The organism is Paraburkholderia sp. BL18I3N2, assembly GCF_003001875.1.
GTDB lineage: Bacteria > Pseudomonadota > Gammaproteobacteria > Burkholderiales > Burkholderiaceae > Paraburkholderia > Paraburkholderia phytofirmans.
In genome coordinates, this window is the sequence record NZ_PVNC01000017.1 from 26,342 (window position 1) to 46,960 (window position 20,619).

The 20,619-nt window shown below is 63.3% G+C and carries 16 protein-coding genes and 1 other RNA gene; 10 read left to right on the forward strand and 7 right to left on the reverse strand.

Features of this window, described 5'->3' with window-relative positions:
• Positions 1 to 37: 37 nt before the first annotated feature.
• A complete protein-coding gene (gene gyrA / locus B0G75_RS30820) occupies positions 38 to 2,674 on the reverse strand; it encodes a DNA gyrase subunit A (RefSeq protein ID WP_012433982.1) in 2,637 nt (878 codons plus the stop codon).
• Between the two features lie 486 nt (positions 2,675 to 3,160).
• On the opposite strand from gyrA, the gene ompA reads away from it, so the two are divergent.
• The 5 genes from ompA (at position 3,161) to B0G75_RS30845 (ending at position 6,558) form a co-directional block, all read left to right on the forward strand.
• Complete coding sequence (gene ompA, locus B0G75_RS30825; RefSeq protein WP_106283269.1) at positions 3,161 to 3,808, forward strand: outer membrane protein OmpA; 648 nt, start codon at positions 3,161 to 3,163, stop codon at positions 3,806 to 3,808.
• Between the two features lie 192 nt (positions 3,809 to 4,000).
• Entirely contained in the window at positions 4,001 to 4,699 is a 699-nt protein-coding gene (gene ubiG / locus B0G75_RS30830) for a bifunctional 2-polyprenyl-6-hydroxyphenol methylase/3-demethylubiquinol 3-O-methyltransferase UbiG (RefSeq protein ID WP_106313810.1), read from the forward strand.
• Positions 4,700 to 4,730: 31 nt separating this feature from the next.
• Positions 4,731 to 5,444, forward strand: coding sequence for a phosphoglycolate phosphatase (gene gph, locus B0G75_RS30835; protein ID WP_106313811.1), 714 nt, complete (start codon positions 4,731 to 4,733; stop codon positions 5,442 to 5,444).
• Positions 5,445 to 5,555: 111 nt separating this feature from the next.
• Positions 5,556 to 5,926: a transfer-messenger RNA gene (gene ssrA / locus B0G75_RS30840) on the forward strand.
• A 272-nt stretch (positions 5,927 to 6,198) separates the two neighbouring features.
• The gene (locus B0G75_RS30845; protein ID WP_106313812.1) at positions 6,199 to 6,558 is read left to right on the forward strand and encodes a hypothetical protein; all 360 of its coding nucleotides are present in this window, start codon (positions 6,199 to 6,201) and stop codon (positions 6,556 to 6,558) included.
• Between the two features lie 107 nt (positions 6,559 to 6,665).
• On the opposite strand, the gene B0G75_RS30850 is transcribed toward B0G75_RS30845, so the two are convergent.
• Positions 6,666 to 6,932: a hypothetical protein gene (locus B0G75_RS30850; RefSeq protein ID WP_106313813.1), complete on the reverse strand. Its 267-nt coding sequence runs from the start codon at positions 6,930 to 6,932 to the stop codon at positions 6,666 to 6,668.
• A gap of 108 nt (positions 6,933 to 7,040) precedes the next feature.
• Positions 7,041 to 8,120 (reverse strand): substrate-binding domain-containing protein, encoded by a 1,080-nt coding sequence (locus B0G75_RS30855; protein ID WP_106313814.1) that lies wholly within the window; start codon positions 8,118 to 8,120, stop codon positions 7,041 to 7,043.
• 134 nt (positions 8,121 to 8,254) lie between these two features.
• Here B0G75_RS30855 and B0G75_RS30860 point away from each other — a divergent pair, with 134 nt between their 5' ends.
• The 4 genes from B0G75_RS30860 to B0G75_RS30875 are packed head-to-tail and all read left to right on the forward strand — an operon-like array spanning position 8,255 to position 13,522.
• Entirely contained in the window at positions 8,255 to 8,740 is a 486-nt protein-coding gene (locus B0G75_RS30860; RefSeq protein ID WP_106313815.1) for an NAD(P)H-dependent oxidoreductase subunit E, read from the forward strand.
• Complete coding sequence (locus tag B0G75_RS30865; protein WP_106313816.1) at positions 8,737 to 10,299, forward strand: NADH-quinone oxidoreductase subunit NuoF; 1,563 nt, start codon at positions 8,737 to 8,739, stop codon at positions 10,297 to 10,299. The genes B0G75_RS30860 and B0G75_RS30865 overlap by 4 nt, the downstream gene beginning before the upstream one ends.
• 14 nt (positions 10,300 to 10,313) lie before the next feature.
• Positions 10,314 to 13,262 (forward strand): formate dehydrogenase subunit alpha, encoded by a 2,949-nt coding sequence (gene fdhF, locus B0G75_RS30870; protein WP_106313817.1) that lies wholly within the window; start codon positions 10,314 to 10,316, stop codon positions 13,260 to 13,262.
• A gap of 8 nt (positions 13,263 to 13,270) precedes the next feature.
• Positions 13,271 to 13,522, forward strand: coding sequence for a formate dehydrogenase subunit delta (locus B0G75_RS30875; RefSeq protein WP_106313818.1), 252 nt, complete (start codon positions 13,271 to 13,273; stop codon positions 13,520 to 13,522).
• A 243-nt stretch (positions 13,523 to 13,765) separates the two neighbouring features.
• Here B0G75_RS30875 and B0G75_RS30880 read toward each other — a convergent pair whose 3' ends face one another.
• The 3 genes from B0G75_RS30880 to B0G75_RS30890 form a co-directional block, all read right to left on the reverse strand.
• On the reverse strand, positions 13,766 to 15,490 hold the full coding sequence (locus tag B0G75_RS30880) for an FAD-dependent monooxygenase (RefSeq protein WP_106313819.1): 1,725 nt from the start codon (positions 15,488 to 15,490) through the stop codon (positions 13,766 to 13,768).
• A gap of 147 nt (positions 15,491 to 15,637) precedes the next feature.
• Positions 15,638 to 16,747: a cation diffusion facilitator family transporter gene (locus B0G75_RS30885; protein ID WP_106313820.1), complete on the reverse strand. Its 1,110-nt coding sequence runs from the start codon at positions 16,745 to 16,747 to the stop codon at positions 15,638 to 15,640.
• Positions 16,744 to 17,136: an ArsR/SmtB family transcription factor gene (locus B0G75_RS30890; RefSeq protein ID WP_374956934.1), complete on the reverse strand. Its 393-nt coding sequence runs from the start codon at positions 17,134 to 17,136 to the stop codon at positions 16,744 to 16,746. Before B0G75_RS30890 ends, B0G75_RS30885 begins: the two co-directional genes overlap by 4 nt.
• Before the next feature lie 104 nt (positions 17,137 to 17,240).
• On the opposite strand from B0G75_RS30890, the gene B0G75_RS30895 reads away from it, so the two are divergent.
• Positions 17,241 to 19,088 carry a tetratricopeptide repeat protein gene (locus tag B0G75_RS30895; RefSeq protein WP_106313821.1) on the forward strand — a complete coding sequence of 616 codons (1,848 nt, stop codon included), beginning with the start codon at positions 17,241 to 17,243 and terminating at the stop codon, positions 19,086 to 19,088.
• A 113-nt stretch (positions 19,089 to 19,201) separates the two neighbouring features.
• Here the strand turns inward: B0G75_RS30895 and B0G75_RS30900 are convergent, their stop codons facing one another.
• On the reverse strand, positions 19,202 to 20,503 hold the full coding sequence (locus tag B0G75_RS30900) for an MFS transporter (RefSeq protein WP_106313822.1): 1,302 nt from the start codon (positions 20,501 to 20,503) through the stop codon (positions 19,202 to 19,204).
• Positions 20,504 to 20,619: the final 116 nt, after the last annotated feature.

Here is a 20,619-nt window from a genome sequence, read left to right on the forward strand (position 1 = left end):
TCAACTAATCACTGAGACTGTAAGACGCTGACGCGAATCAGGCCGCACCACCCTCTTCACCACCGTTGTCACCTTCTGCGGGACCTTCGGCGTCGCCTTCTGCATCACTTTCTGCCTCGGCCTCAGCAACCTGTTGCAGACCTGAAAGCTTGGTCCCTTCGTCAAGGCTGATGAGTGTAACACCTTGGGTTGCACGTCCCATTTCTCGAATTTCCGAGACGCGCGTACGGATCAGCACGCCGGTATTGGTGATCAGCATGATCTGCGCTTCCTGATCCACCAGCGTGGCGGCCACGACCTTGCCGTTACGCTCCGACGTCTGGATCGCGATCATGCCCTTCGTGCCGCGACCATGACGGGTGTACTCGGTGATCGGCGTGCGCTTGCCGAATCCGTTTTCCGTTGCGGTGAGCACCGACTGCTGCTCGTCGCCGGCCACCAGCAGCGCGATCACGTTCTGACCGTCTTCGAGCTGCATGCCACGCACGCCGCGAGCTTCCCGGCCCATCGGACGCACGTCGTTCTCGTCGAAGCGAACTGCCTTGCCCGAATCCGAGAACAGCATTACGTCGTGCTGGCCGTCAGTAATGGCGGCGCCGATCAGGTAATCGCCGTCATCCAGACCGACCGCAATAATACCCTTGCGCAACACACGGCCAAAGGCTTCCAGCGGCGTCTTTTTTACGGTTCCTAACGCGGTGCCCATGAAGACGAATTTGTCAGCCGAAAATTCCTTGACCGGCAGGACGACCGTGATCTTTTCGCCTTCCTGAAGCGGGAAGATATTGATGATCGGACGGCCGCGCGAGTTCCGCGAACCTTGCGGCACTTCATAGACCTTCACGCTATAGACGCGGCCGCGATTCGAGAAGCACAGTATGTGATCGTGCGTGTTCGCGATGAACAGCGTGTCGATCCAGTCGTCTTCCTTCATTGCCGTGGCCTGCTTGCCGCGACCACCGCGCTTCTGCGCGCTGTATTCGGACAGCGGCTGCGATTTCACGTAGCCGGCGTGCGACATGGTCACGACCATTTCTTGCGGCGTGATCAGGTCTTCGGTGTTCAGTTCGGTGGCGTTCAGCTCGATCTTCGAGCGGCGCGCGTCGCCGAATTCCGCTTTGATCGACGTGAGTTCGTCGACGATGATCGCTGTAATGCGTTCCGGACGAGCCAGAATGTCCAGCAGGTCGGCGATTTGCGCCATCACTTCGCGGTACTCGCCAATGATCTTGTCCTGCTCCAGACCAGTCAGGCGCTGCAGACGCATCTGCAGAATTTCCTGAGCTTGGGTGTCGGACAGACGGTAGAGGCCGTCGGACTGCATGCCGAACGACGGATTCAGTCCGTCAGGACGGTACGCATCGCGACCGCCTGCCGTCGCGTTTTCCGTCTCGGCGCGCGACAACATCTCGCGCACCAGCGACGAATCCCACGGACGGGCCATCAATTCCTGCTTGGCGATCGGCGGAGTCGGCGCGGCTTTGATGATCGCGATGAACTCGTCGATATTGGCAAGCGCGACCGCCAGACCTTCAAGCACGTGGCCGCGTTCGCGCGCCTTGCGCAGTTCGTATACAGTGCGCCGCGTCAGCACTTCCCGGCGATGCGACAGGAAGCACGACAGCATTTCCTTCAGGTTCAGCAGCTTCGGCTGGCCGTCGACCAGCGCGACCATGTTCATGCCGAAGGTGTCCTGAAGCTGGGTCGCCTTGTACAGATTGTTCAGAACGACTTCCGGCACTTCGCCGCGCTTGAGCTCGATCACGACGCGCATGCCGCTCTTGTCGGACTCGTCGCGGATGTCGGAAATGCCTTCGAGCTTCTTCTCGTTGACCAGTTCGGCGATTCGCTCCAGAAGTGAGCGCTTGTTCACCTGGTACGGCAGTTCGTCGACGATGATCGACATGCGCTGACCGCGGTCGATTTCCTCGAAGTGCGTGAGCGCGCGCATCACCACACGGCCGCGGCCCGTGCGATAGCCGTCGCGCACGCCGGCCACGCCGTAAATGATGCCGGCGGTCGGAAAGTCGGGTGCCGGAATGATCTCGATCAGTTCGTCGATCGTGGCTTCCGGGTTCTTGAGCAGATGCTGGCAGGCGTCGACAACCTCGTTGAGGTTGTGCGGCGGGATGTTGGTCGCCATGCCGACCGCGATGCCGGACGAGCCATTGATCAGCAGATTGGGAATGCGCGCCGGCAGGATGGCCGGTTCGTTTTCGCTGCCGTCGTAGTTCGGCGTGAAATCGACCGTTTCCTTGTCGATGTCGGCCAGCAGTTCGTGGCCGATCTTCGCCATGCGGATTTCTGTGTACCGCATCGCCGCGGCGTTGTCGCCGTCGACCGAGCCGAAGTTGCCCTGACCGTCCACCAGCATGTAGCGCAGCGAGAAGTCTTGCGCCATCCGGACGATCGTGTCGTAAACAGCCGTATCGCCGTGCGGGTGATATTTACCGATGACGTCGCCGACGATACGCGCCGACTTCTTGTACGCCCGGTTCCAGTCGTTATTCAGTTCGTGCATCGCGTACAGCACGCGCCGGTGCACCGGCTTCAGGCCATCGCGAACATCGGGAAGCGCACGCCCCACGATCACGCTCATCGCGTAATCGAGATACGAACGGCGCATTTCCTCCTCTAGGGAGATTGGCAGAGTCTCTTTGGCGAATTGATCCATTATCCGTATCTTTTACGTGCCAAGACGACGGCTTAACATCAATTCGCCGCGCCTTCGCGTAAGCATTGCAGGCGCAATGCATCACGCGATTCTAACATGCCGCGAATCCGCTCCCGACGAAGGTACGTATACCTATTAGTGGGACGCACGCGAAGCGCTCCTCGACGCGCATTTTTGGAACCGGTCAGGCTCGATTCGTGCGTGAGGCAATTCGCCGCTCAGCCATGACTGGCGGAGCCTCCAGGGAATTGCTTTTGTTGCGCATGCACCACAATTGGAGGGTGATTTGATGGGGGGCAGCTTTTTTTATCGTTGGAAGGGAACGATATGGCAAAATGCCAACGCACAAAGAGTTAGACACTGCTCGAAGTCTACACAGCACGTTTTTTGTTCTACACCGATGTTATACTTCGAGCAATGTATGACTTGTCTTCGTCAACAGGCTCGCAGTAAACCTGCGGTAATCTCAATTTCGAGAGGAGAAATATGAATAAACTTTCAAAGCTCGCGTTCATTGCAGCTACCGCGGTTATGGCTGCATCCGCCATGGCACAGTCGGTGCCGGCGTCGCGACAAGCTACGAACGACAACTGGGTGAATGGTACCGGCGAATACGTGTGGATGAACGGCACGAACGAGCTGTGCTGGCGCGATGCATTCTGGACTCCGGCAACGGCCAACGCAAAGTGCGACGGCGCTCTGGTTGCTCAAGCTCCGACTCCGCCGGCTCCGGTCGCACCTGCACCGGCTATTACGAGCCAGAAGATTACGTATCAAGCTGACGCACTGTTCGACTTTGACAAGGCAACCCTGAAGCCGGCCGGCAAGGAAAAGCTGGACGATCTGGCATCGAAGATCGGCGCGCTGAACCTGGAAGTCGTCGTCGCAACGGGTTACACGGACCGCATCGGTTCGGACAAGTACAACGACCGTCTGTCGCTGCGCCGCGCTCAAGCTGTGAAGGCATACCTGGTCAGCAAGGGTATCGAATCCAACCGTATCTACACGGAAGGCAAGGGCAAGCGCAACCCGGTCACGACCGGTTGCAACCAGAAGAACCGCAAGCAACTCATCGCCTGCCTCGCACCGGATCGTCGCGTGGAAGTCGAAGTTGTCGGTACTTCGAAGCAGTAAGCTACAAAATACCGCAGTATCAAAGCCCCGCTTCGGCGGGGCTTTTTTTATGTCCGGCGCCGTGCACGACGCCACATCGGACACCGCGCCGGCCCTCGAGCGGGCGCATTTTGCCGCTCCGTCCCGCGCCCTATATACTCAGGGTTTATCCTCGAGCGCCCGCTCACCGCTCTCTTCGAGGCAGCTTCCGCCATGACCAACGCCGATCCCCACGAACTGCAGAAATTTAGCGATCTCGCGCATCGTTGGTGGGACCCGAATGCCGAATTCAAGCCCTTGCATGAGCTCAATCCGATTCGCCTGAACTGGATCGATGCGCACGCGCATCTCGCGGGCAAGACCGTGCTGGATATCGGCTGCGGCGGCGGCATTCTGTCCGAGTCGATGGCCGGTTTGGGCGCGCATGTGAAGGGCATCGACCTGTCGACCCAAGCTTTGGGCGTGGCCGACCTTCACAGCCTTGAAAGTGGTGTAACCGTCGATTACGAAGAAATCGCCGCCGAGGCACTCGCCGCCCGCGAACCCGCGAAGTACGACGTCGTCACCTGCATGGAAATGCTCGAGCACGTTCCTCAGCCTGCCGCCATCGTGGAGGCGTGCAAGACGTTGGTGAAACCCGGCGGCTGGGTGTTCTTTTCCACCCTGAACCGCAACGTGAAGTCGTACCTGTTCGCCGTGATCGGCGCCGAATACATCGCGCGCATGCTGCCCAAGGGCACGCACGACTACGCGCGCTTCATTCGCCCGTCGGAACTGGCGAGCTTCGTGCGCAGCGCCGACCTGCGCACGGCCGATATCAAAGGCATCGTGTATAACCCGCTCAGCAAGCATTTCATGCTGTCCGCCGACACGAGCGTGAACTACATGCTCGCCTGCCGCCGCGACGTTTGATCCGCCTCGACCTGCCGGACCTATCGAACCAATGAGCGATCCCACGCCCCTGCCCCAACGCGAAGACAACGAAGATGCGCTCGGTCTTTGCCATGCCGTCCTGTTCGACCTCGACGGCACGCTAGCCGACACGGCGCCCGACCTCGCGGCGGCCGTCAACAAGATGCGCCACGATCGCGGGCTCGAGATGGTGCCGCTCGAAGATCTGCGCCCGCTTGCGTCCGCGGGCGCGCGCGGGCTGATCGGCGGCGCGTTCGGGATCGGCCCCGATAGCCACGAGTTCGCGTCGATGCGTGAGGAGTTCCTCGCCAACTACGAGGCGGACCTGTGCATCGAGACCACGCTGTTTCAAGGCATTCCCGAGATGCTCGACGAGCTGGACGCACGCGGTGTGCGCTGGGGCATCGTCACGAACAAGGTTGCGCGGCTCACCGAGCCGCTGATCGCACAACTCGGCCTCGAAGAGCGCGCAGGTTGTGTCGTGAGCGGCGACACTACGCCGCATTCGAAACCGCACCCGGCGCCGCTGCTGCATGCGGCGCGCGAACTGGACGTGATGCCGGAGCGCATCGTCTACGTAGGCGATGATCTGCGCGACGTGCAGGCCGGTTTCGCCGCCGGCATGAAGACGGTCGCGGCGGCGTACGGCTACTGCGGCAACGACATCCCGCCGACGCAATGGCATGCGCAACACGTCGTCCAATCGCCGGCGGAATTGCAGAGGCTGCTGCGCGACATCGGCTGAACGCAGGCGGCGAATGCGAGCCGCCGAGCCGGCCGGGCCAAGGAGTCAGGACGTGGCCGTCGATCTATTGTAAAATATCAGCTTGGCTCAGAAGTTTGAGCAACGAACCGCGGGGGCGACCTGGTTTCGACAGGGGTTGCGAAGCGGCTAGGGCATGTCGAGGCCCCGTCACCTCGTAAATCAGCGGGAAAAACGTAACTGCAAACGACGAAACGTTCGCACTGGCAGCCTAAGGGCCGCCGTCCTCTGCCTAGTTCACTGACGGGCTAGAGTCGCAAGACCGGTAGCAATACCGACAGAGGTCATATACGTCAGTTAAGCCTTGGTGGTGTCACGACATCCGGGTCGAAAACCTAGTGAATCGCCGTAGTGCAGCGTGTTCGTCCGCGTCACTAATGGTTAAATCAAAAGACAGAACTACACATGTAGAACTAGTCGTAGAGTGCTTCTGGACGCGGGTTCGATTCCCGCCGCCTCCACCAGAACATGTTTCACGCTGCACCATCAAGTCTCACCGGAAACCCGTAAGCGGCCTGCTGCTTGCGGGTTTTTTCTTATCCCTCGCGTCCTTCCCGCTGCGCGCTTTCCCGCACTATCCTTTTCCTATCTCATCCACGCGCCGTTCCCTGACGGATCTATTCCGATCGTCTCGTGAAGAAGTGATTGGAATAAACGCATCCGCTCAGTCGTTTGATCCTCACGCGCGCACGCCGTGCCTCGCGTGAGACCAACACCAAAATCAGGAGCCGACATCATGCGCAAGACTCTCTTCTGCCTCGTCCTTCTCGCTCTGCAACAAAGCGCTTTCGCCGAAGCACCGAAAATCGTCGACGGGCGTTTCGTCAATGCAGACGGCATGACGCTCTACACCTTCGACAAGGACACCACACCCGGCGTGAGCGCCTGCACCGGCGGCTGCATGAACTACTGGCCCGCGGCCACGGCGAGCGCGTCAGACAAACCGTCCGGCGACTGGAGCGTGATCACTGGCGCAGACGGCAAGCCGCAATGGGCGTACAAGGGCCATCCGCTCTATCGCTACGCAGCGGACAAGCAGGCGGGAGACATGAAGGGAGAAGGCTTCAAGGACATGTGGCACACGGCAAAACCTTAAGCGCGCGCCGCGAGCCACCAACAACCGCCCCAGACTGAATCGGAGAGCCAAACGAAAGACGCCGGCAGAACGCCGGCGTCGCACCAACAACGGACACGTGCGTCCGCTTATTCGTCTTTAGGACACTGCAGATTGCAGCCATTGGGATCGCCCAGATCGCCGCGCTTGCGCATGGCCGATTTCTTGCCGCTCTGGTACTTGTCCGAAGGAGACGACGCCGCAAACGGCATTTGCGGATGCTCGGCGAGACGGAACTGGTCTTGCAGAATGCCGCCCGGAACACCCGGTGAATTCTGTGCGAAAGCAACTGATGCGGTCGCGAGGAGCACACCAGCCGTCGCAACGGCAGTACATGCGTGAAGAATGACTTTCATATGGATCGGCGCGACGTAACGCGCGGTTTAGGCGGAAGCGGAAGCCTAGAGAGTATCCCAAACGGACGCCACACGCAGCGCCAAACATTGCCTGATGTTTACGGCCGCTTACGCCACCGCTTCGCCCAAGCCCTCTTCGAGATCGACCACCTTGCCGCAATCTTGCGGGTCGTAGCCTTCCAGCTGTTCGACGCTACGGCGAAACGCGCTGCCGCGCAGCAATCCGAGCACCGTCGCCAGCGGCATACGTTCGAGGCGCGCGCGGTCGCAGGCGAAATAATAGTCTTCGTCGACAATCGGAATGAAGTCCAGTCCGAAGTGGTGCGCCGCGGGCTCCACGCCGAAACCCACATCCGCCATGCCGCTCGCGACGAACGCCGCAATCGCCGAATGCGTGAGTTCGGCCGACGCATAGCCATTGACCCGATCCGGATCGACTCCCACTTTCCGTAGCGCAAGATCGAGCAACATACGGGTGCCGGAGCCGGGCTGTCGATTCACGAAGCGGATATCGTCGCGCGCGAGATCGCCCAAGCCGACGATCCCCTTGGGATTGCCCTTGCCAAGAAACAGCCCTTGCTTGCGTCGCGTGAGATGCACGAGCACGTGGCGTTGCGGATCGAGCCAACGCCGATACTCATCGGCACACACCGAGCGAAACTCGCCGAGCGGCAAATGGAAGCCGGCCAGATCGCATTCGCCGCGCGCAAGCGCGCTGACGGCGTCCGCGCTGTCACGATACTTGATGTCGACCGGCAAATCGTTGGCGACCAGTGCCGTCACGAGCGCGGCCACGGCATAGCCGTGCGACGCGAAGATGCGCACGTCGTCTGCGGGCGGCGCGAGCCAGCGGTTCAGATCGCTCGCCACTTCGCTGGCGAGTGCCTGCATGTTGCCGTCGAGCCGCTCGCCGCACAGACGCTGCGCGCGCAACACCGCTTGCCCGAGTTCGGAGAGAACCGAGCCGCGGCCACGCTCCTTTGCGATCAGCGGGCCGCCTAGACGCTCTTCGATGCTGCGCAGCAAACCCCATGCGTGGCGGTAGGACAAACCCTTAAGCGCCGCCGCCTGCGCGATGCTGCCGGATTCGTCCACCAGTGCAAGGAGCGGCACCACGTCCGACAGGCTTGCCTCCCGGCCGTCCGAGCCCTTCACCACCAGTTGCGCCTGACATTCGATTCTGATCATATATGTTCAACTCTTTCCTATTGCGTCGACTGAAATGCCCGCCTATTGTTCGGCTATCCCATATCGAATAAACGAAGCATAAGTGCACGCATTATGAATGACAAGTGCATATATGACTTTGGAGGAGCCCCCACTTGGACGATTCCCTCGCCATCGCGCCGGATCAACTCGTAGAGCGTCACGCGCAACCGGGCGTGTCGCTGCTAGCGGTCTTGCACGCCATCCAGGACGAAGTCGGTTACGTGCCGCCCGCCGCGGTCGCGCCGCTCGCGCGCGCCATGAATCTGTCGCGCGCGGAAGTACACGGCGTCATCACCTACTACCAGCACTTCCGCACGCAGCCGCCCGCGCCCGTCACGGTGCAACTGTGCCGGGCGGAAGCCTGCCGCAGCATGGGCACCGAAGCGCTCGCGCAACATATCGAGGCGCACACGGGTTGCCGCTTCGACGGCGAACATCAGCACGGCGCGACGGTGGAACTGGAATCGGTGTATTGCCTCGGCCAATGCGCGCTGTCGCCGGCGCTGATGCTCAACGGCACGCTGCACGCCAGAGTCTCGCCGCAAAAGTTCGACGCGATCTTCGCGGCCGCCAGCAAGTGCGTGGAGGTGACGGCATGACGCGTATCTACGTTCCCCGCGATTCGTCGGCGTTGGCGCTTGGTGCTGACGCGCTCGCACAAGAAATCGAAACCGAAGCAGCACGCCGCGGCCTCGCCATCGACCTGGTTCGCAACGGTTCGCGCGGCTTGCTGTGGCTCGAACCGCTCGTCGAAGTTCAGACCTCTGAAGGCCGCATCGGCTACGCGAATATCGAAGCCGGCGATGTCTCCGCGCTGTTCGACGCCGGCTTCCTTGAAGGGAGCGCGCACGCAAACCGCGTTGGCGTGGTCGACGAGATTCCGTACCTGAAGAAGCAGCAACGCCTGACGTTCGCCCGCATCGGCATCACGGACCCGCTTTCCATCGACGACTACGTCGCCCACGGCGGCCTCGAAGGCTTGCGCAACGCTTTGCAAACCGACGGCGACGCCGCCTGCGAAGCCTTGATCGAATCCGGCCTGCGCGGCCGCGGCGGCGCGGCCTTCCCCGCCGGCATCAAATGGCGCACGGTGCGCGGCGCCAAGGCGGCGCAGAAGTACATCGTCTGCAATGCGGACGAAGGCGACTCCGGCACGTTCTCCGATCGCCTCGTGATGGAAAGCGATCCGTACGTGTTGATCGAAGGGATGATCATCGCGGGAGTCGTGACCGGCGCGACGGTCGGCCATATCTACGTGCGCAGCGAGTATCCGCATTCGATCGCCACGCTCGAAGCCGCCATCGCCAAAGCACGCGCCGCCGGCTGGCTCGGCGACAGCGTGCTCGGCTCGGCGCATCGCTTCGAACTGTTCGTCGCGAAAGGCGCCGGCGCTTACGTATGCGGCGAGGAAACGGCGCTGCTGGAATCGCTCGAAGGCAAGCGCGGCATCGTGCGCGCCAAGCCGCCGGTGCCGGCGCTCGTCGGCCTGTTCGGCCAGCCGACCGTGATCAACAACGTCATCACGCTCGCCACGGTGCCGATCATCTTCGCGCGCGGCGCGGCGTTCTACAAAGACTTCGGCATGGGCCGCTCGCGCGGCACACTGCCGTTCCAGCTCGCGGGCAATGTCAAGCAAGGCGGCCTGGTCGAACTCGCGTTCGGCGTGACGCTGCGCGAACTACTGTACGACTACGGCGGCGGCACGGCGAGCGGCCGGCCGGCGCGCGCGGTGCAAGTGGGCGGCCCGCTCGGCACGTATCTGCCGGAAAGCCAGTGGGACATTCCGATGGACTACGAGGCGTACGCGGCAGTCGGCGCAGTGGTGGGCCACGGCGGCCTCGTCGTGCATGACGACACCTCGAATCTCGCCGAACTCGCGCAGTACGCCATGCACTTTTGCGCGCTCGAATCGTGCGGCAAATGCACGCCGTGCCGGATCGGCTCGACGCGCGGCGTCGAAGTGATCGGACGGATTCGCAACGGCGACACGTCCACACGACAAGTGCAGTTGCTGCGCGATCTGTGCGACACGATGGTGTCCGGTTCGCTGTGCGCGATGGGCGGCATGACGCCGTTCCCGGTGTTGTCCGCGCTCGATCATTTCCCCGAAGACTTCGGTCTCGCCGACGTATCTCATCACACGCCGAAAGCGGCCTGACCCAGGAGCCCACCATGTCCGACGTGCTCAACTCTCCCACTGGCGGCTGCGGCTCCGGCAACTGCGCGTGTAAATCGCAGGCGCAGCAACAGCGCGCGCCCCGCTCCTTCTTCGACGACACCGATTTCGGCACGCCCGAGCGTCACGCCGACGTCGACATCACGCTGGAAATCGACGGCCAGTCCGTCACGGTTCCCGCCGGCACCTCGGTGATGCGCGCCGCCGTCGAAGCGGGCGTCAACGTGCCGAAGCTCTGCGCGACGGATTCGCTGGAACCGTTCGGCTCGTGCCGTTTGTGTCTGGTGGAAATCGAAGGCAAGCGCGGTTATCCCGCCTCGTGCACGACGCCGGTCGAAGCGGGCATGAAGGTCCGCACGCAGACCGATCGTCTGCAGTCGCTGCGCCGCAACGTGATGGAGTTGTATATCTCCGATCACCCGCTCGACTGCCTCACCTGCCCCGCCAACGGCGACTGTGAACTGCAGGACATGGCGGGCGTAACGGGTTTGCGCGAAGTGCGCTACGGTTTCGACGGCGCGAATCACCTGAAGGACAAGAAAGACGAATCGAATCCGTACTTCACCTACGACGCGTCCAAGTGCATCGTCTGCAATCGCTGTGTGCGCGCGTGCGAGGAAACGCAAGGCACGTTCGCGCTGACCATCGCCGGACGTGGTTTCGAATCGCGCGTCGCGGCCAGCGAAAACGTGCCGTTCATGGAATCGGAATGCGTGTCCTGCGGCGCGTGCGTGGCCGCGTGCCCGACCGCTACCTTGCAGGAAAAGACCGTCATCATGCTCGGTCTGGCCGAGCATTCGGTCGTCACCACCTGCGCGTATTGCGGCGTCGGCTGCTCGTTCAAGGCGGAGATGAAGGGCAACGAGGTCGTGCGGATGGTGCCGCACAAGAACGGCCAGGCCAATGAAGGCCACGCCTGCGTGAAGGGCCGCTTTGCCTGGGGCTACGCGACGCACAAGGACCGCATCACCAAGCCGATGATCCGCGCGAAGATCACCGATCCGTGGCGCGAAGTCAGCTGGGAAGAAGCGCTCACGTATGCGGCCTCGGAATTCCGCCGCATTCAGGCCAAGCACGGGCGCGATTCGATCGGCGGCATTACGTCGTCGCGTTGCACGAACGAAGAAACGTACCTGGTGCAAAAGCTCGTGCGCGCCGCGTTCGGCAACAACAACGTCGACACCTGCGCACGCGTTTGCCACTCGCCGACTGGCTATGGACTGAAGACCACGCTCGGCGAATCGGCGGGCACGCAGACTTTCGCGTCCGTGGATAAAGCCGACGTGATCATGGTGATCGGCGCGAATCCGACCGATGGCCATCCGGTGTTCGGCTCGCGTCTGAAGCGGCGCGTGCGTGAAGGCGCGAAGCTGATCGTCGTGGATCCGCGCCGCATCGATATTGTCGATACGCCGCACGTGAAGGCCTCGCATCATCTGCAATTGCGGCCGGGCACCAACGTGGCCGTCGTGAATGCGCTGGCGCACGTGATCGTCACCGAAGGCCTGGTCAATGAAGCGTTCGTCGCCGAACGCTGCGAAGCGCGCGCGTTCGAGCAATGGCGCGATTTCGTCGCGCTGCCGGAGAACGCACCCGAGGCAACCGAGGCTGTGACCGGCGTGCCGGCTCAATTCGTGCGCGAAGCCGCCCGCATCTATGCGACCGGCGGCAACGCCGCGATCTACTACGGCCTCGGCGTCACCGAACACGCGCAAGGTTCGACGATGGTGATGGGTATCGCCAACCTCGCGATGGCGACAGGCAACATCGGTCGCGAAGGCGTGGGCGTGAATCCGCTGCGCGGCCAGAACAACGTGCAGGGCTCGTGCGACATGGGCTCGTTCCCGCACGAACTGCCGGGCTATCGTCATATCAGCGACACGGTCACGCGCACGCTGTTCGAAGACGCCTGGAACGTCACGCTGCAACCGGAACCGGGCCTGCGCATTCCGAACATGTTCGACGCCGCCGTGCACGGCACCTTCAAGGGGCTGTACTGCCAGGGCGAAGACATCGTGCAGTCGGATCCGAATACGCATCACGTATCGGCCGCGTTGTCGTCGATGGAATGCATCGTCGTGCAGGACATTTTCCTGAACGAGACCGCCAAGTATGCACACGTGCTGCTGCCGGGTTCGTCGTTCCTCGAAAAGGACGGCACCTTCACCAACGCGGAGCGCCGCATCTCGCGCGTACGCAAGGTTATGCCGCCAGTGCCGGGTTACGCCGACTGGGAAGTCACGGTGATGCTCTCGCGCGCGCTCGGTTATGAAATGGACTATACGCACCCGTCGCAGATCATGGACGAGATCGCGCGTCTCACGCCCACTTTCCACGGCGTCTCGTACAAAAAGCTCGATGAGATGGGCAGCATTCAGTGGCCTTGCAACGAAGATGCGCCGGACGGCACGCCGACCATGCACATCGACAGTTTCGTGCGCGGCAAGGGCAAGTTCGTGATCACCAAGTTCATCGCGACGCCCGAGAAGGTCACGCGCAAGTTTCCGATGCTGCTCACGACGGGCCGTATCCTGTCGCAGTACAACGTGGGCGCGCAGACGCGCCGCACCGAGAACTCGCGCTGGCACGACGAGGACCGGCTGGAAATCCATCCGCATGACGCCGAAGAGCGCGGCATCAAGACCGACGACTGGGTCGGCATCGAATCGCGCGCGGGACAAACCGTGTTGCGCGCGAAGGTGACGGAGCGCATGCAACCGGGCGTCGTTTATACGACGTTCCACTTCCCTGAATCGGGCGCGAACGTGATCACCACCGATAGCTCGGACTGGGCCACCAACTGTCCGGAGTACAAGGTGACCGCGGTGCAGGTGATGCCGGTCGAACAGCCGTCGCAATGGCAGAAAGACTATTCGCGTTTCAACACCGAACAGCTCGATCTGCTGAAGCAGCGCGAGCTGGCCAACGCGACATCGGGCAAGTGAGGGCGGCCATGGACAATCAGAACCTGATCGACATGGCCAACCGGATCGGCGACTTTTTCGATTCGATGCCGGACCGTGAGGAAGCGCTCGCCGGCATCGCCGATCATATTCGCCGTTTCTGGGAGCCGCGTATGCGGCGCGCGTTGCTGGCTTCGCTCGATGAGCCGGATGCGAGCGGCATTGAGATGTCGGCCATCGTCGCGGAAGCGCTCGTTAAACACCGCGAGCAATTGACGCCGGCGGCGCCGGCGACAGTGTAGCCAGGCGTGGCGGCTGCGGCTGCGCAGCCTTGGCCGCATGCTCGCGCGCGCAATCCTGGTCGCACCGGTACGGCGTACCGGCCGCGATCGCGACCGTGATGCACCACTGATCTCGCACCGTTCACGGACTAGCTGGGCAGGCGGCCGTCACAAGGTCGCTTGCTCTGGTTATCTCGCCATTCACCGTAAGCGAGTCAGCGGGCACCGCTGCGCCTACCGCTCAAGCTCGGCGAGCGGCTTACATCACAACGCCGCCTGCTCCGGTATCTCGCCACTCACCGTGAACCACGCTTCGCAATGCCGCAACAGACCGTGCAGATCGGAGCCGGTGCGTCCGCGCGCGCTGATGTAGCCGTCCGGGCGCACCAGATAAAACGACGGCCGCGTGCGTCCATACGATTCGGAAAGCGCCGGGCCGCCATCGCCGTTGGTATCCGTGATGCGCCAGATGCGCACTGCGCCCGGCAGCAAGCGCTCGACTTCGGCCGCTACGCGTTCCATTTCCGGGTCCGGCGGCGGCGCATGCTTCGCTGCGGGATCGAGCGGCGTTTCGTCGACGGGCAGCGGCGGCACCAGCAGGAACAGCGAGAAGAACGCCGGATCGTGCAGATCGAAAATGCAGCCGACGCCGGGCGCCCGGCCAAGCGGTCCATCCACCACATGCACCAGCGCGTCGGGCGCGCGCTCGCCGGCGCGCGGGCCACCGTCGAGCACGCGCTCGAGCGTCAACGGACTGCGCCGGTACTGGATCGACAGTTCGCTGATCGTGGCGCGTGCGGCATCGCGCAGCGGACCCAGCGCGGCGAGCACCGGCATCACGCGTTCGCGCAACAGCCTGAGCGGTCCGTGATCGGCCTCGGCCATTTGGGTGATGAAGCCGGTCTGCCGAAGCACGTCACGTTCGATCGGATGACGTTCGGTGTGATAGGTGTCGAGCAGCCGATCCGGCGCCGCGCTCTTCATGACACGCGCCAGCTTCCAGCCGAGATTGAGCGCCTCCTGAATACCGGTGTTCATGCCTTGCGCGCCGGCCGGACTGTGCACATGCGCGGCGTCGCCCGCGAGAAAGATGCGGCCCACACGCAACCGGTCCACCATGCGGCTGTTCACATGAAAATACGCGGACCACGCCAGATCCGACACATCGACCCGCTCGCGCACGCGCCGCGCGATCAGCGCCTTGCATTCCTCGAGCGACGGCGCCGGCACCTTGTTCAACGGCGGTTCGCCCAACACCGCAGGCGTCGCGGCAGGCGCGAGCGCGGCAGGCTCGACCGCATGATCCGCAATCAGGCGATGCCGGCCGTGGCCCATCGGAAAGAGCGCAACCAGACCTTCGCCTGACGCGAAGATATGAAACTCGTCTTCGGGCCAATCGGTTTCGGCGTGCAGATCGGCGAGCAGGAACGTCTGCTCGAAGGTCTTGCCTTCGAAGTTCAGACCCAGCCGGTGACGGATCGCGCTATGCGCGCCGTCGGCGGCGATCATGTACGACGGACGCATCGTCTCCGTGTGACCGTCCGCGCGGCGCAGCGTCGCCTGAATGCTGGCGGAGCCTTGCGCGAACATGGTCAACTCGACGCCGCGCTCGACCGTCACGCCGAGCGTCGCGAGATGCTCCGTCAGCAAGCGCTCGGTCACGGACTGATCGAGAAACAGCAGATACGGATAGCGCGTATGGAGTGGATCGAAATCGAGTTGCGCGAGACGCATGCCGTTCGAAAACAGATTGGCGATGCGCGCGCGATGGCCGAGTTCGAGAAACGGTTCGACCAGCCGATGCTGCTCGAGCAACTCGAGCGTGCGTGCCTGGATGCCGATGGCCCGCGAATACGGGTTCGGTTGCATGGCTTTGTCGATCAGACGCACGGGGATGTGGGCACGCGCCAGACTCATGGCCGCGGCGAGCCCGGTGGGGCCGGCACCGACGATCAGTACCGGCGACGCATCGTTTGCGGCAGCGTCCATGCGGAACTCCGGAAACAACAATGCGTTCTAGTGTACGCCCGGAGGAACTCGCCCTGAAGCGCCGCCGGCAAGCCGCTGACGGTGCGCTGCATCAATCATGCGATTGGCTTGCGCTTGCCCAAGGCTTGCTGCGCGTGCCAGTTTGCCTCAGTGCGCGTGCGGCGCATGATCCATTGCGCACCGATGGTTCGTGGTGCCGAGGTCGACTTGCAGCGTCGCGTGCTGCATCGAAAAGCGTTCGCGCAGTATGACGACGATGCCGTCGAGCGACTCGTCGCCGGGGTGGCCGTCCGGCATCACCAGATGCGCGCTAAGCGCATTGCCGGTGGTCGACAGGGCCCACACGTGCAGATCGTGCACATCGACGACGCCGGGCTGCCCCGCCAGATAATCGCGGATGCTTTGCAGATCGACGCCGGGCGGCACGGCGTCGAGCGCGAGACGCACCGAATCGCGCAACAGGCCCCACGTGCCGACCACCACGACCGCCACCACGAGCAGGCTCATGATCGGATCGAGCCACGTCCAGTTGGTATAGAGAATCACGAGACCGCTCACCGCGACCGCCGCCGAGATGCCGGCATCCGCCGCCATATGCAGGAAAGCGCCGCGAATGTTCAGGTCATCCTTCTGCCCGCGCATGAAGAGCCACGCGGAAATCCCGTTGACCACCACGCCGAGCGTCGCGACGACGAACACCGCGAGCCCTGCCACCGGCGCGGGGTTCATCAGCCGCCCGATGGCTTCGGCGACGATCACGCCGCACGCGAACAGCAGCAGCCCGGCATTGACGAGCGAGGCGAGGATCGACGAGCTGCCGAAACCGAAGGTGTAGCGCGCCGACGGACGGCGCGTGGCGAGCCATGACGCTCCCCAGGCGAGCAGCAGTCCAAGCACATCGGAGAGATTGTGGCCGGCGTCGGCGAGCAACGCGGTGGAATGGGCGAGAACACCGTAGACGGCTTGCGCTATCACGATGGCGATGTTCAACACGACCGCGAGCGCGAACGCACGGCCGTGGCCTGCGACGGGAGCATGGGCGTGGTGGTGGCCGGCGTGGCCGTGGGCGTGACTGTGACCGCTGTGACTGTGACCGCCGTGACTGTGGTTGTGCCCACCGTGGCTGTGGCCGCTGTCGCCGGGGCTGCTTTCACTGTGGGTGTGGACGCCGTGCGCCTGACCGGCTTGCTCAGCGTAGCCCGAGCTGCAATCGTGACGGTCTGCCGCAACCGCGTTCGGAGTTTCCGGTTTCTTCATGACGGTTCCAGTGAATCATCGCCGGCCGGTTCGGCCACGTGTTCGAGCATGCCGGCCAGCATCGCGCTGATGTGGCGGTCGGCAGCGAGGTAGAAGACCTGCTTGCCCTGCCGCTCCGCGCGCACGATCCGCGCCGCGCGCAGCAGCCGCAAATGATGGCTTACCAGCGACGACGACAAACCCAGCGCCTCCGCAATCGCCCCCACGGCGCGCCGCTCGTCGAGGCACGCCAGCACGATGCGCAAGCGGGTGGGGTCGCCGAGCAGACGAAACAGATCGGCCAGCGGCACGATCGTGTCGACCGAGCGATCGTCAAAGCTCGCAAACGACGAGGTAGAAGCAAGGGAAGAAGCCATGGCAGGCGGAGGTGCGGAAGAACATATGAACATGTATTCATATGTTATAGATATTGAGACAACCGGTCAAATCGGAGCGCGGTCCGGCGAGTGTGGGAAAATGCGGCCTCTGCCTCACCCGAATGCCATCCCCCGTCATGCAACCTGTATTTGACCGCGCTTTCGCGGCGCATCGTGACGGCCGCCTCGACGACGCCGAACGCGGCTACCGCGCGACGCTCGACGGCAATCCCGCGCACGTCGATGCGTTGCACCTGCTGGGCGTCCTGCGCCACCAGCAGGGCCAGCACGCCGAAGCCGCCGAGCTCGTGCGGCGCGCGGTGAACCTGCGTCCGGAAGACGCCGCGCTGCAACTGAACCTGGGCAACGCGCTCAAAGCGCTGGGCCAGATCGACGACGCCATCGAACAGTTCCGCAACGCGCTGACGCTCGCGCCGTCATTCCCGATGGCGCACTACAACCTCGGCAATGCCTACGCCGCCGCGGGTCGTCATGAAGACGCCGCCGATGCGTTCGAACGGTCGTTGCGGCTGCAACCGGACGACGCTTCGTCGCACAACAACCTCGGCAATGCGCTGCACGCGCTCGGACGCCACACGGAAGCCATCGCCGCGTTCCGGCGCACGCTCGAACTGCGTCCCGGACACGCCGGCGCGCTCAATAACATGGGCATGTCGCTGAACGCACTCGGTCGCGCGGAAGAAGCGATCCCGTGTTTCCAGGCGGCGTTGGCGGCCGAGCCGCGCTTCGTCGCCGCGCACTTCAATCTCGCCAACACCTTCGACGCCACCGGGCGCCATGCCGAAGCCGTCGCGTCGTTCAAGGCGGCGCTGGCCTTGCAGCCGAACCTGCCGCCGGCGATCTTCGGCATGGGTAACGCGCTCGCGGCAGTGGGACGCCACGCCGAGGCGCTGCCGTATCTCGAACGCGCCGTCGGTCTCGATCCGCAATTCGCGCTCGCGTGGCTGAGTCTGGGCACCGCGCATCAGGCGCTGGGCGCGCATAGCCCCGCCGTGCGTGCACTGGATCAGGCGCTGCGTCTGCGTCCCGATCTCGCCTCCGCGCATATGAACCGCGCGCTCGCGTGGCTCGCGCTGCGCGATTTCGCGCGCGGGCTGCCGGAGTACGAATGGCGCCTGCAAACCATGGCGCAGCCGGTAATCCAGACGCTGCCGCGCTGGCACGGCGAGCCGATCGCCGAACGTACGCTGCTGGTTCACGCCGAGCAGGGTTTCGGCGATACGCTGCAATTCGTGCGCTTCGTCCCGCTGGTTGCGCAGCGTGCGGCGCGCGTCGTACTCGAAGTGCAGCCGCAACTGGTGCCCTTGCTGGCTCCGGCCGCGCAAGCCTGGCGCGTGACGCTGATCGCCCAGGGCGCGCCGCGTCCCGCCGCCGACCTGCACTGTCCGCTGCTGAGCCTGCCGCTCGTACTCGGCACGACCTTCGACACCATTCCGGACCGCACGCCCTACCTCAGCGTGCCGCCCGCCTACGGCCGCAAATGGCGCGGCTCGCTCGGCGGCCAGGCGAAGCGCAAAATCGGCATCGCGTGGTCGGGACGCATCCAGCAAAACGAAACGCGTTCGATGCCGCTCGCCGCGCTCGATCCGTTGTTCGCACTCGAAGGTATCGACTGGATCGTGCTGCAGCCCGAATTGAGCGCCGACGAACGCGTGGCGCTCGACGCGCATCCGCGCGCTGCGTCGATTCATCGCTTCGACAAGCGGATCGGCGACTTCGCGGACACGGCGGCGATCATCGAACGGCTCGACGCGGTGGTGTCGATCGATACGTCTATCGCGCACGTTGCCGGCGCGCTGCGCAAACCACTGTGGTTGATGCTGCCGTTCGCGGCGGATTGGCGCTGGTTTGCGGGCGAAACACGCAGCCCCTGGTACCCGGGCGCAACGCTGGTGCGTCAGCCGCAACCCGGCGCGTGGGGCGACGTCGTCGAGGCCGTGGCGAACGAGTTGCGCAAGGGCTAGCGCACACGCCGCCCGGCGATGTCAGCCGTCGTCACCGAGCACAAAACAAAAACCCCGCGTTCGTTCGAACGCGGGGTTTTTTTCTTGCCCGAATGAATCGTAAACGGTGAGGCTCAGGCCGTCCGATATTGATTGCGCGATTCCGGCGTGCGATACAGCACCAACGTCGCGATCAACCCGCAAATCGCCGCCACACCAAGGAACAAACCCGGTGCCGCCTTGTTGCCGGTAGAGTGAATCAACAACGTCGAGATTGCCGGCGTGAAGCCGCCGATCGTCGTGGCGAGGCTATAGGCAAGCGAGAAACCAGCGGTCCGCACTTCGACCGGCATGACTTCGGTCAGCGCCACGACCATCCCGCCGTTATAGCTGCCGTACAGGAACGACAGCCACAGTTCGACCTCCAGCAGACGCGCGAACGACGGGTCCGCGACCAGCCACTGCAGCGCCGGATAGGCGGTGATGATGGTCAGGATCGTGAACGCCAGCAACACCGGACGCCGGCCGATACGGTCGGACAACGCCCCCGCGAGCGGCAGCCAGATCAGATTCGACAGACCGATACAGACCGTAACGATCAACGTATCGATCGACGACAGCTTCAGCACTTCCTTGCCGAAGGTCGGCGTGTACGCCGTGATCATGTAGAACGACACGGTGGTCATGATCACCATGCCCATGCCGCCGAGCACGATGCCCCAGTTCGCGGCCATCGTCTTCATGATCTCGCCCATCTTCGGATGGTGCTTGCGTGCCTTGAATTCTTCGGTCTCCTGCAACGAACGGCGGATCAGGAACAGGAACGGCACGATCAGGCAGCCGATCAGGAACGGCACGCGCCAGCCCCAGGCGTTCATCTGGTCGGCCGGCAACAGCTTGTTCAGGAACACGCCGATCAGCGCGGCGAACACCACGGCGACCTGCTGGCTGCCCGACTGCCACGCGCAGTAGAAGCCCTTGTTGCCCTTGGTGGCAATCTCCGACAGATACACCGACACGCCGCCCAGTTCGACCCCGGCGGAGAAACCTTGCAACAGCCGGCCACCCAGAACGAGCACCGGCGCCAGCAAGCCGATCGTCGCGTAGCCTGGAATCGATGCGACCGTGAGCGTGCCAAGCGCCATCAAGCCGAGGGTGAGAATCAGGCCTTTGCGCCGGCCGTGATGATCGATGTACGCGCCGAGGACGATCGCGCCGAGCGGCCGCATCAGGAAGCCCGCGCCGAACACCGACAGTGACAGCATCAACGAGGCGAATTCGTTGCCGCTTGGAAAGTAGGTCTTGGCGATCGCCGAAGCGTAATAGCCATAAACCATGAAGTCGTACATCTCAAGGAAGTTGCCGCTGACAACGCGGAAGACTGTCTTGACTTTGGATTCTTGCGATGTGGAAGTAGCGTGTGTCGCTGTAGACATGACATTCTCTGATGAGCCTGTCGCCACGCGGGAATCGGCGACGGCAGGCAGTTAAAACGATCCACCGCGTTCGGCAAGCAGATGCCTCGGACGGCTGCAAGAGAACGCGCCCGGAG